Origin of the sequence: Flammeovirga yaeyamensis (assembly GCF_018736045.1) — a bacterium.
GTDB lineage: Bacteria > Bacteroidota > Bacteroidia > Cytophagales > Flammeovirgaceae > Flammeovirga > Flammeovirga yaeyamensis.
Window position 1 is genome coordinate 619,378 of record NZ_CP076133.1, and the last position, 13,180, is coordinate 632,557.

Annotated in this window: 6 protein-coding genes; 5 read left to right on the top strand and 1 reads right to left on the bottom strand. The window is 37.2% G+C overall.

What is annotated here, in order from left to right; genetic code table 11:
* Positions 1-121: 121 nt before the first annotated feature.
* Positions 122-4,279, top strand: a complete 4,158-nt coding sequence (locus KMW28_RS22575) for a two-component regulator propeller domain-containing protein (RefSeq protein WP_169662117.1) — start codon at positions 122-124, stop codon at positions 4,277-4,279.
* Between the two features lie 167 nt (positions 4,280-4,446).
* On the opposite strand, the gene KMW28_RS22580 is transcribed toward KMW28_RS22575, so the two are convergent.
* The gene (locus KMW28_RS22580) at positions 4,447-6,234 is read right to left on the bottom strand and encodes an arylsulfatase (protein WP_240972490.1); all 1,788 of its coding nucleotides are present in this window, start codon (positions 6,232-6,234) and stop codon (positions 4,447-4,449) included.
* Between the two features lie 241 nt (positions 6,235-6,475).
* On the opposite strand from KMW28_RS22580, the gene KMW28_RS22585 reads away from it, so the two are divergent.
* The 4 genes from KMW28_RS22585 (at position 6,476) to KMW28_RS22600 (ending at position 13,121) form a co-directional block, all read left to right on the top strand.
* Positions 6,476-8,977 (top strand): glycoside hydrolase family 2 TIM barrel-domain containing protein, encoded by a 2,502-nt coding sequence (locus tag KMW28_RS22585; RefSeq protein ID WP_169662116.1) that lies wholly within the window; start codon positions 6,476-6,478, stop codon positions 8,975-8,977.
* 169 nt (positions 8,978-9,146) lie between these two features.
* Positions 9,147-11,009, top strand: coding sequence for a hypothetical protein (locus KMW28_RS22590; protein WP_169662115.1), 1,863 nt, complete (start codon positions 9,147-9,149; stop codon positions 11,007-11,009).
* Between the two features lie 202 nt (positions 11,010-11,211).
* The gene (locus KMW28_RS22595; protein ID WP_169662114.1) at positions 11,212-11,457 is read left to right on the top strand and encodes a T9SS type A sorting domain-containing protein; all 246 of its coding nucleotides are present in this window, start codon (positions 11,212-11,214) and stop codon (positions 11,455-11,457) included.
* Positions 11,458-11,468: 11 nt separating this feature from the next.
* The gene (locus tag KMW28_RS22600) at positions 11,469-13,121 is read left to right on the top strand and encodes an apiosidase-like domain-containing protein (protein ID WP_169662113.1); all 1,653 of its coding nucleotides are present in this window, start codon (positions 11,469-11,471) and stop codon (positions 13,119-13,121) included.
* Positions 13,122-13,180 lie beyond the last annotated feature (59 nt).

Genomic DNA, 13,180 nt, shown 5'->3' on the forward strand with positions numbered 1-13,180 from the left:
AGTATCTGACTAATTTTTTAAATATACAGAGCACACAACAATGTGTACTTTTTTAAATGGTAAATATCAAATACTTGATTTGAAATTCTGTAATTCTAGAAGATTTAAACCGTCCAAAAATATGAAAGCATTACTTTACTATACAAAAGCTTTAGGGTTATTACTATCAACTTTACTCTTCACAATAAATGGATTGGCGAACGATGGTGGGGCTATTTTTCAGCATTATACCACTCGTCAGGGTTTATCTCAGAATGATATTAACTGTTTATTTCAGGATAGTCAGGGTTTGTTATGGATGGGAACCAACGATGGTTTAAGCAGCTTCGATGGGTATACTTTTAAAGATTACCGAATGGATACGCACGATATTCCATCCAACCTAATCAATAAAATTATAGAAGACGATTTTGGCAACCTATGGTTAGGCACAGCCGATGCTGGACTTTGTCGATTTAACCTGAAAACAGAAGTATTTACCACCTTCGGAAACACAGCAGAAACTCCAAAACTAATTACCAAAAACAACGTGTACCGTATGGTTTTGGACAAACAAGGCAACCTATGGTTTGGGAATACCAAAGGGTTGAACTGTGTGAAAAAGGAGTATTTAAATCAGGAGAAAATTAAGGTAAATAAATACAGACACAATAAGCACAATCAGGAAAGCTTACACGCCAATATTATCAGAGATCTTCTGGTGGATAGTCAAGGGAGAGTTTTGGTGGCGAATGGAAGTGGCTTACAACAGTATATGCCTCCGACAGGAAAAGATGATTACGGATCGTTCAAAGATTGGAATATCTATTTGAAGAAAAGAAGAGGGGTGATGGCCATGACAGAAGGAGAAAACTCCATCATCATCGCATTTTTTGATGGTATCTATGAGCTTAAAGTAGATAAAGACGGACGAAACTCATCGTTAAAACGACTGTCGAATTTAAAGTGTGATGTGATTATCAAAGATATCAATGGCATTTTTTGGGCAGGATCTAAGCGTGGATTATTTCGATTGAAGTACGATTTGATTACAGAGAAGTTAATTCAACTAGATCATTATAATAAAGATGAATACCTAAATTCTAATATTGTTCATACGATTTACGAAGATAAAACAGGAATTATTTGGATTGGAACTGTAGGTGGTGGTATCAAAAAATATAATCCGAGGTTAAAGAAATTTAGACATATCCAAAGAGAAGATGAAGAGGGAAGCTTATCCTACAATAAAGTGAGATCGGTGTATGAAGATACTTTAAACCGACTTTGGGTGGGAACTGAAGGAGGCGGATTAAACTATTTATCAGCTGATAATAAAGATTATGAAAATGGCTTCAAGCATATCAGTTTAGAAGTAGATAAACGCAGTCAGAATACCGTTTATGATATCAATGAGTTTAGAAATAATTTGATATTAGGAGTGGGTTATCCTTTAAAGATAGTAGCTAAATCTATTGATCAAGCAGATAAAATAGGACAAAATCTAAGAGGTAATTCTATAACTCCACCTTTTCTAACCAACTCAGTATTTATTACAGAAACAGAAGGTGATTCTGTGATTTGGTTAGGATCTTATGGAGGAGGTTTAATTCGAGGGATTATTCAAGAGGATGGAAATTTAGATTGGCAACGCATTAAGATTGCTCGAAAGGAAGCTTACAAAGATCCGATCGAAGTGGTAAGAAATATCTTAGTTGATAAAAAAGGAAACGTTTGGGTGGGTACGAACCAAGGTTTGCTATTTATATCAAAATCTCAGAAACATCTGGAAAATCCACAATGTAAACTGTTTTCATCACTTAAAGATGATGATCAGTCGTTAAGCTACAATTATATTTTACCCCTTTTCGAAGCGTCCAATGGAGAAATTTGGATTGGTACTATGGGTGGTGGTTTAAACATTATCACTCCTCAATCCAGTATCAATGATTTAAAATTTGAGCATCTATCTACTCAAAACGGATTACCAAGTAATGTAATTAAAGCTATTTTGGAAGACGATTATGGTAACCTTTGGGTATCGAGTAACAAAGGTTTGAGTAAAATATCTTTGGATGATAGAAGAGTGAAAAACTTTGATGTAAGTGACGGACTTCAGGATAACGAATTTGGAGAGTTAACCGCCATTAAACGTAGAAATGGAGAACTCATTTTTGGCGGGGTGAACGGAATAAATGTCTTCTACCCTCATGAAATAGTAGATGATAAAACCATTGCCGATTTAGTGTTTACTGATCTTAAAGTGTTGAATAAAGAGGTGAACACCAATGAAGAATTTGAATCGAATAATATCTTAGAAAAGTCGATACGCTATACGGATCACATTGTCTTAAACTCTTCACAAAATAGTTTTGCGGTAAGGTTTGCTTATTTGCACTATGCATCGCCTAACAAGAACAAATACTTATATAAGTTGGAGGGATACGATAAGGATTGGATCACTTCTGATGCCATGCAAAGGGAAGCAAAGTACACCAACTTATCGGCAGGGACTTATAAATTATTGGTAAAGGCGTCGAATGGAGATCATATTTGGAATCCAAAACCTATCGAATTATCTATCGAAATATTACCACCACTTTGGTTGACTTGGTGGGCCAAATTATTCTATGTGATTGTGGTAATCGGAATAGTTTACTTCTTTTCGATTTACACTGTGATTAATGCAAGAAAGAAATCCCAATTGGAAATGGTGAAGTTTGAACATGAGAAATTGGAAGATTTGAGTCAGTTAAAACTTCAGTTCTTTACCAACATTTCTCATGAGTTAAGAACACCTCTAACATTGATCAATACTCCGGTAGAGCAATTGATAAAGAGAGGGAAAAGCTTATCGGAATACGATAGAGAAAAGTCGTATCAATTGATCCACAAAAACATTCAGCATTTAATGCGTTTGGTAAATCAGTTGTTGGATTTCAGAAAAGTGGAGCAAGGAAAAATGTCTCTTCACCTGACTCGTGGTAATTGGAGTACGTTTGCCGAACAAGTGTATTTCTCTTTCAAAGAGTTTGCAGAACAAACCAACATCACTCTAAATTACCGTGCATCTGATGACAAGATTTTTGGTTTGTTGGATACAGATAAAGTGGAGAAGATCCTCTACAATTTATTATCAAATGCTTTTAAATTTACGAACGAAGGAGAGATTAGTATGTCGGTAACTCAGGAGAATGAGTTCGTGAAAATCACTTTAGAAGATACAGGAATCGGCATTCCAAAAGAACAAATCAAGTTCTTGTTCGATCGATTCTATCAAGTAGAAAAATTAAAAAATGCCAAGCATAGAGGGACCGGTATTGGATTAGCCTTTACCAAAAGTTTAGTCGATTTACATCATGGTGAAATCACTGTGGACAGTAAAGTGAACAAGGGAACGATCTTCACTTTAACTTTCCCATTGGATGATATGATGTACAGTCATGATCACATCGAAGAGTCGGCCAAAGAAGCGGAAACGCCAATTCTAGAAGACGATGAGATGATGGAAACTTCTACAAAAGCCAAAATTTTAGTGATTGACGATAACTTCTCTATCAGAGAAATGATGAAGGATCTACTAAAAGATACCTACGATGTTTACTTGGCAGATAATGGTAAAAATGGTTTAGACTTGGCCAAGAAGATTATGCCTAACTTAATCATTTCCGATATCATGATGCCAGAAATGGATGGGTATGAATTGACACAAAGAATACGAGAAGACAATCATATTTGTCACTTGCCAATTATCTTACTTACTGCCAAAAAATCAGAAGAAAGTAAACTGAAAGGCTATGAATACGGAGTGGATGCTTATGTGACCAAGCCATTCAATTCGGAGGTGCTTTTAGCAAGAATTCTGACGTTAATTGAAAACAGAAAGAATCAGCAAAACCGATTCAGAGTAGATATTGATATCCAACCAAGTGAGATTACCTTCACTTCATTAGACGAAAAATTCCTAAACAGATTAGTGAAAATCGTTGAGGACAATATCTCCGATTCTGAGTTTACAGTAGAGAAATTGGCGATGGAATATGGAGTCACCACTTTGAGGTTGAACCAGAAATTAAAAGCCTTAACAGGTCAAACAGCCAAAGGGTTTATTCGAAACATTCGCTTAAAGCGTGCCGCCCAGCTGCTTAAACTTGGTCGATTTAACGTGAGTGATGTAACTTACGAGGTTGGGTTTAACGATCTGAAATACTTTAGAAATTGCTTCAAGAAAGAGTTTGGCTTGTTGCCGTCTCAGTATGCGAAGGAGAAGAGAGCAGAGGAAGCTGAGGAGGTGGAGTAGGGTTTTTATATAAGAAATCAACAGTTCTTCTCAAGGCGATGGGTTGAAACCCATCGTTAAGTAAATTATTTCAGGTGAAATTGTATATGATTTTATGTTGTAAATCGAATTGAGATCTGCGACTTAATACTAATCAAGGGATTGAAATCCCTTGATTTTTTTTGTAATTATATTTCGCTTATGAACGTGATGTATGTATAGTAAACACCATACACCTCATCACCCTCCACAAAATCATTCACCAACAATGTCTTTCCTTTTTCCAAAGTCACTTTAAACACAACCTCATCCACTTCGGGATTGACCTCTTTCTCCAACATCTGATTTCCAATTTTTATCCTCACCTTTTCCGGTTGGATCGTTTTATAGTCAAACAAATCTTTGGGGTTTTTAGAAGGAATTCCGTGCATTGGTCCAGCACATTCTTTAGGCCAACGACGGCAGGATATCAAATACTCTCCATCGGTTTGGATCTCAAGAGCGTGTGTATTGTTTTTGTTCTTCATCCCATCAGCTACCTGTTCGCATTTCCAAATGCCTTTATCTTCACCAATAGCATGTTGGATGGTAAGCTTTACTTCTTTTTGAGGAGTTGCACCAATCACTGATGAAGGCAATTCATAGAAAGTAGGATACGTTTTTGTTTGTTGATAGAATGATTTATTTTCTTCCAAAAGAGCCTCCACCAATTCTTTATTTTCGTCGGCCACATTCGTCGTCTGTTGAGGATCCGATTTCATATTATATAACTGATGTCCGTTAATTAGTCGCCATTCGTTCTTTAAAACGCAAGTCCCTTTTTCTTGTAAAGGAGGACGCCAATCTTGTCGGTGATGCACAAAAACACTTCTATCTTTTGCTTCCTCATTCTTGGTGAGTACTCCCGACAAGTCGATGCCATCAAATACTTGATTTTTAGGGAGAGGAATTCCACATAAATGAGCTAAAGTGGGAATCAAATCGACATGTGCAGAAAGCGAGCTTATATCTTTTCCTCCTTCAATTCCACCATCCATCCATTGAATAAAAAACGGTACGCGATGTCCTCCTTCAAATTTATCACCTTTCATTCCTTTGAGGTGGTAATTGTACCCCAATTTTCCATCTCTTGAGTAACCAAAGCGAGTACCATTATCGCTCATATAAATCAAAATGGTATTCTTATCGAGCCCTTTCTTTCTGAGGAATTTTCTAAACTTCCCAAAGTTCTCATCGATGTTGGCAATCATACCATAAAGGTTCGCATCAATAATTTCTGAACCCTCAAATTTCTTGTAGGGAGCGGCATATTTTTCATCGACAATGAGTGGATCGTGAGGAGCGTTTAATGGTAGATAAATAAAGAAAGGTTGCTCTTTTTCTTGCTGATTGATGAACTTCATGGCTTCGGAAAACCACACGTCGGTACAATACCCTTGGAATTGTTGGGGTTGATTGTTGACATAATACACATCGTCGAAATAACTGTTGCCCCAATAATCTGATAATTCCCCAATGCCACCAGCCAAATGTTGCACTACATTATCGAAACCACTATCTGATGGTCGAACCGGATAATTATCTCCCAAATGCCATTTTCCAAAAAGGGCAGTCGAATAGCCTGCCGATTTAAAAACATCGGCCATTGTCAGCTGTCCTTTTGATAAGGCATCTCTTCCTTTATAAGTCGCCCAAGCACCATTACGAATTGGATATTGCCCCGTCATAATTGCAGCTCTGGTTGGTGTGCAAAGCGGACTCACATGAAAGTCTGTGAGACGGACCGATTGCTCATAAAACTTATCAATATTCGGTGTCTTCAACCAAGGGTTTCCGTGGCATCCCAAATCCCCGATTCCCTGATCGTCGGTCAGTATCAAAATTACATTCGGAGCTTGTTTCTTTTGTCCAAATGAAAATGTAGGAAGTAGTAATAGAAAAAATATAAGTAGGTTTGAAGTTGTATAATTCATCATTTCTTAAAGTAGTTTTCAATCATCATTTCAATTTTTCATCAAATATAAAATTGATAGGAAATGATATGATTTTCAAATTAATTGTCTGATAAAAACTCAACAACGAATAATCACAGGAGGGAAAATTTAGGTTTGATAGGGGGTAGATCTTAATCGGATATTTTTGAAGAAGTTTCCTAGGGAAAATAGCGGTAATTTCGAAATATCAAAAAGGATGTAATCCACCTCAATAAAGTAAAAAATGAAAAGGCAATTACTAACATTATGTATGTGGCTGTTGGCTGTTCCAATGCTTTTGGCACAGTCAGACGGACAAACGGACTTCAATAAAAACTGGAAGTTTTTTAAAGGAAGTGTAAATGAAGGCGAAAAACTAGCCCTAAATGACGACAATTGGAGAACGGTTCGTATCCCACACGATTGGGCGATCGAAGGACCATTCTCTAAAGAATATAGTACAAGAAGTGGTGGACTTCCTTTCCATGGAGAAGGTTGGTACCGCAAGCATTTTACTTTAACAGAAGCACAAAAAGGAAAACAAATTGCCATCGAATTCGAAGGGGTAATGAATAATTCTGAGGTATGGATTAACGGACATTACTTAGGAAAAAGACCTTTTGGATATATCGGTTTTGAATACGATTTAACACCTTACTTAAACGAGAAAAGCGAGAACGTTATCGCAGTGAAAGTAAGTCCAGAGGATTTATCATCAAGATGGTATCCTGGAGCAGGAATGTATCGTAAAGTTTGGCTGAATGTCAATAACCCCATTCATGTTGGACATTGGGGATCTTTCGTAAAAGCCAATAATGTGACATCAAGAGTAGCGACTGTTGAAGTATCCATTGAGGTACAAAATCACCTAAAATCAGACGAGATCGTATCCATCATGAATAAAGTGATATCGCCAGAGGGTAAAGTGGTGAAAGTGATGAAAACAAAAACGGTCGCTGAAAAAGAAGCCACTGTTCAATCCTTACAATCTTTCAATTTACTATCACCTGCTTTATGGTCGCAAGAGGAGCCAAATCTTTATCATGTGGTGACGGAAATCAAAAACCAAGAAGGAGAATTGATGGATACTTACACGACTCGATTTGGTGTAAGAGATATCAAGTTTACAGCAAAAGAAGGATTTTTCTTGAACGGAAAACTAACAAAGTTCAAAGGAGTTTGCTTGCATCATGATTTAGGCCCATTAGGAACGGCTGTGAATAAAAGAGCAACGGAACGTCAGTTACAGATTATGAAAGATATGGGGGTGAATGCTATCCGTACTTCACATAATCCTCCAAGTAGAGAGTTGTTGGAAGCGTGTGATGAAATGGGATTAATTGTTATCGATGAAGCATTTGACGAGTGGAAAATTGGAAAGATAGAAAACGGATATCATAAATATTTTGATGAATGGCACGAGCGTGATTTAAGAGACATGATTCGTCGAGATCGTAACCACCCATCGATTATTTTATGGAGTATTGGTAACGAGATTTTAGAACAAGGATCGAAAGACGGTTGGAAAGTAGCGAATAGATTAGCTACAATTTGTCATGAAGAAGATCCATCGCGTCCAAACACGGTAGGCTTCAATAACTACGGTGGTTCAATTAAAAATAAATTAGCGGATCAGATTGATGTGGTAGGTTTCAACTACAAGCCAGCCAAATATTCAGAGTTAGTGGAACAACATCCGGATTGGATTATTTATGGTTCGGAAACAGAATCGGTAACAAGTTCTAGAGGGGTGTATCAAGATACTTTCTTGGAGAAATACAAAACACACGAAGACAAGCAAGTAACGAGTTATGATATTATAGGTCCAGTTTGGGCGTATCCTCCAGATATGGAATTCAAATTCCAAAAAGAGAATCCATCGATTATGGGAGAGTTTATGTGGACAGGTTTTGATTATTATGGTGAACCAACTCCGTACGGTGGTCGCGACAACGATACAAATGGCTATTGGGAAGCCGATTGGCCTTCGAAATCGTCTTACTTTGGAGCAGTAGATTTATGTGGTTTCCCTAAAGACCGTTTCTACCTTTACCAAAGTGAGTGGACAGATACACCAATGGTACATTTACTTCCTCATTGGAATTGGAAAGGTCATGAAGGTAAAAACATTCCAGTATTTGTGTACACCAATGCAGATGAAGTAGAGTTATATTTGAATGGAGAGTCGTTAGGTAAAAAAGTGAAAGGTGTCGATAAGGCCATCATTCCGGTAAGCTTCCGTTTCTATGAAGGCCCTAACAATTTTGAATCACCTTACCGTTTACGTTGGGATGTTCCTTACAAAGAAGGAGAGTTGAAAGCAGTGGCTTATAAAGATGGTCAAGTGATTGGAGAAGAAGTGATCAACACGACATCAAAAGCAAAATCAATTGCTTTAGAAGCAGATAGACAAGTGATTTCAGCTGATAATGGTGAAGATTTAGTGTATGTTACAGCAAGAGCCTTAGACGAAAAAGGTAACTTCTGTGCGACTTTCAACGGAGAATTATCATTTGATGTACAAGGGACAGGAACGTTCGAAGCAACAGGAAATGGTGATCCTATTACAACGATCGTCCCTCAAAGTAAAAAGCTAAAATTCTTCAACGGAATGGCTTTAGTAATTGCAAGGGCGAACGAAGGTGTGGAAGGAACAATCACGATTACAGCAAAAGGTAAACGCTTAAAATCGGCCACTATAAAAGTAGAAACTAAACTTTCTTCTTCATCAAAGAAAGAACTATAATCTGGTTCGAGTGTTAAGCGACAGCGTCACTCGGACCCACAAACGTCAGAGGTCTCCCTACCTCGTTTACCGTGTATTTTTTACACGAGGTCAGGAGACCTCTGACGTTTTTAAAGCACAAGAATCGCTACGCTAAATTCTTGCGCTAGGACTCTCAAAATCTAATGAAATGAATTTAAACTTAAAACATTGTGTAAGCGCTGCCATCGTAGGACTTGCACTCTTCTCGACGACTACTTTTGCACAAAATAAGGTAACTGTAGATCCCAATACGCAACGCTTCTTAGGAAATAAAACAACACGTTTAGATAGAGATAAATACCTTCAAGCACATGTGTGGTTTGGAGAGAAGAAAGATGCCGAATTCGAGGCCTTTAAAAAGAAATACAACATCAACCCGGAATACCAAGGCTCTAGAAGGTTTTGGAGCCCGATGAACATGATTAAAAATGGGAAGATACCAAAGGTGAAGAATAAATATTCTGGAGTTAGGGAGGTGAAACCTTATACAGTAGTAACAGGTAGAGCCACAGATCTATTTTATGATAGAAAGGTAGATTACTCTGAAGAAGATATTACTGATTACTCTAAAAAAGTGGCTGCTTATATTGCTCAATCCTATAAAAAGGATTGGGAGGAGATGCCTGCAATTTATGAGCCCTACAACGAACCTATGGTGCATGCAAGCGATTTGTACCCTGGGAAAAGAAATGTAGAAAAATCGGAAATAGCTATCCAAAAGATCTCGGAGTCGTTAAGTGTAATAGGAAAAGCCATTCATGCCGTTCCAGAATTAAAGAATATGAAAGTGGCAGGGTATGCTTCGGCATGGCCGGAATTTGAGCACAATAATTTCGATGTTTGGAATCAGAGATTCAAACAATTTATTGATATCACTGGAGCCGACATGGATATTCTTTCTGTTCATTTGTATGATGGAAAAGGATTGAACAACTCAGGAGGTCGTCGATCGGGTTCAAATGCAGAGGCGATCTTGGATATGATAGAAGCTTATAGTTATATCAAATTAGGTGAGGTAAAACCTATCGCAATCACTGAATATGGGCGTTTAGTAGACGATCAACCTAACTGGAAACCCAACAATGGTTCTTCCAATTATCATCCGATAGAAAATGCACAAGCTGTAAGATCTCAGATACATTTAGCCATGCAGTTTATGGAAAGAGGAGATAATATAGTCACTACTACTCCTTTCTCTACGGGTAAGCAAGATCCAACAAAGAAATATGCAAAAGCGGGTTTATGGACTAAAAACGATAAAGGTGAATGGGAACTAACTTCAAGAAAGTACTTCTTTGAGTTATGGAAATCAGTCAAAGGTAAACGTGTAAATATTGCTTCTGAGAATGTAGATATTCAGACGCAAGCTTTCGTTAATGGAAAGCAATTATATGTAATTCTGAATAACCTCAATGAAGAAACACAAAGCATTCCATTATCAGTAGTAGGCGATCAAGATTTCAAGAATGTATTGGTAAAACGTATCAAGACGTATGTGAATAAGATGCCAAAAATGGTGAATAAAACCTTAAGGACAGCTCCAGAATCAATTGATATCGAATATGGAGAAACGATTCTTTTAACATACAATTTCAACAACAAAATTGAAACACCACAGAAAGAATACAGAGCAAAATATTATGCCTCAGAGTACTTAAAACCTATTCAACCCAATAAGAAAAATACCTTCGAGTTTGCATCAGTTACTGCGGGGACAAAAGGAAGTACAACTTTAAGGTTGGGTGTTGGTAGAGCCAAAGGAAAAAGTTTACAGCCTACGGTAATCGTAAATGGTCAACAAGTCACTTTACCAAATGATATTATCAGAGGATACGATCAGCACAACAGAAAGAAATTTTTCGGAGTGTTAGAAATTCCAGTACCTCATTCGATGATCAAAAATGGGAAAAACGAAGTAAGCGTTACCTTCTCCGACGGTGGAGGACACATTAGTTCTATGATCTTGCAAGTGATATCGGATAAAAAATCCTTTAAGAAGAAAGTCAATTAATAACTTTTCTGGTTCGAGTGTTAAGCGATAGCGGCACTCGGACCCAAGAACGTTAGAGGTCTCCCGACCTCGACTTGAATAGCCGATACCGATAGCCCCAGACTCAAGTCTGGGGCTGGTGATAATTAGATTCGTAAAGACTAAAGTCTTTACGAATTTTGACGCAGGAAATTACACGTCCAAGCCTCTCAAGACTTCAGTCTTGAAAGGCATAATTATCACTAGCCCAGGACTTGAGTCCTGGATCTATATCCCAAAAGGTATAAATTACACATTAGGGACAAAATTCACTGCTTTTTGGATAAAAAATACAACAGGTATTACTCTACAAAGTGGTAAATTGGATGGACAACAAATCATAAATGTGATCGATCTTCCTCAGGGTTTATATCTATTGAAACTACAATCTGAAGAAGGGATAATTACAAAGAAATTTTTTAAAAATTAGCTAAACTAAGTATGAGATCATTAATCCTTACTCTCCTTACCTTTTTGATCATGCCACTGAGTTATGGGCAGATCAAAGTATGGAAATCAAAAAATGAATTAAAGAAAATAACTACCTCACAATGGGAGGTAAATGACTTGGTCTTTAAGGCAAAAAAGAAACTGGATAAACCTTTTGATGTAGAGGTATATGCAGAAGTCACCAACGATCAGTCAGAAGTAAAAAAGGTACCATTATTTTACAATGGAAATGGAGAGTGGGTGTTCCGTTTTTCGAGTAGTGATGTTGGAAGAAATATCTATAAAATCACTTCATCAGAACGACTATTTGATGGAAGAAAAGGCGAAATTATCGTTACAGAAAACAAGAAAGACGACCGTCATGGAAGCATTGTATTGAATGAAGAATCTCCTCAGCATTTCTTTTACGAAGATGGGAAACACTATTTCAACTTGGCTTTTGAATGTGATTGGTTATTTGCTTTAGACTATGGAAAAGAAGAATTGTCGAAGACAAAACACTTGTTGAAGGTATTGAATGAGTATAAGTTCAATCAGATCGTAATGAATGTCTATTCTTATGATGTTTCTTGGCCAAAGGATCCCAAATTAAAGGATTACCCACAGTTTGAATATGGAAGTAGAGAAGATATTTACCCGTTTTTAGGATCGAATTCAGCACCTGATTTTAGCACTTTAAATGTCGATTTCTTCCAACATTTAGACCAAGTGATTTCAGAAATGCACGATCATGAAATAGTGAGTCATTTAATGATCTATGTTTGGAACAAAAGAGTCAATTGGCCCGATATGAATACTGAAGAGGATAATCGATACTATGATTATGTCATCAAAAGGTATCAAGCATTTCCAAACATTGTGTGGGATGTATCTAAGGAAGCATTATTATATGGTAGGGCTACGAATGAGTATATCTCAGAAAGAATCCAAAGAGCAAAAGCTTTGGATGCCTACGATCGTATGATATCTGTTCACGATTATGGTTTCTGTAAAAGACATCCCGATGAAGTCGATTTTATCTCAATGCAAAATTGGGAAAGAGCTTTATATCAACGTATGATGGATGCGAAAAATGAGTTTAAGAAGAAACCAATTTTTAATATTGAACATGGCGGTTACGAAGAAGCCCCTTTCCAAGTTTTTCCTGGAGCTTATACCAATGCAGAAGCTTGTCTAAGAAGAAATTACGAATGTATTTTTGCAGGTGGGTATACCACGTATTATTGGCAATCGGCTTCATGGAATGTGGTTATTCATAATCCGTTCCAACAAGGAGATGATTTTGAAAAGCCTCATTTTGAATACTTCACTCATATGGCCAACCTTTTCGATAAATTCAACTTTGAGAACTTCGAACCTTTATCATGGTTTAATTCTAGCGGCTACAACCTCACTAATAAAAAAGATGGAGTAGTGATGATGTATACACCAAAAGAATGTCAGTGGATAGGTGTTGCCAATGTGGTAAAGAAGTTTGATGCTTCAGAAGCAAAACAACAGTGGTTCAATACGCTCACAGGAGAATTTTCTGATGAAGAACCTTACAATACCAAACCTTTTGATTTCTGGTATGAGCGTCCATGGAAAGGAGAAGCAGATGTGATTTTGATTGTGAAAGATTTGAAGCCGAAGGAGGTGGAATAACAAACAGTTTCTGTTGTTATATCAAAAAGATATTTCTTTGTCGAAATTGTTGTTATTTT

Coding starts and splice junctions, on each gene's coding strand:
- KMW28_RS22585 (WP_169662116.1), top strand. CDS start 6,476: ATGAAAAGGCAATTACTAACATTATGTATGTGGCTGTTGGCTGTTCCA.
- KMW28_RS22580 (WP_240972490.1), bottom strand. CDS start 6,234: ATGATGAATTATACAACTTCAAACCTACTTATATTTTTTCTATTACTA.
- KMW28_RS22575 (WP_169662117.1), top strand. CDS start 122: ATGAAAGCATTACTTTACTATACAAAAGCTTTAGGGTTATTACTATCA.
- KMW28_RS22590 (WP_169662115.1), top strand. CDS start 9,147: ATGAATTTAAACTTAAAACATTGTGTAAGCGCTGCCATCGTAGGACTT.
- KMW28_RS22600 (WP_169662113.1), top strand. CDS start 11,469: ATGAGATCATTAATCCTTACTCTCCTTACCTTTTTGATCATGCCACTG.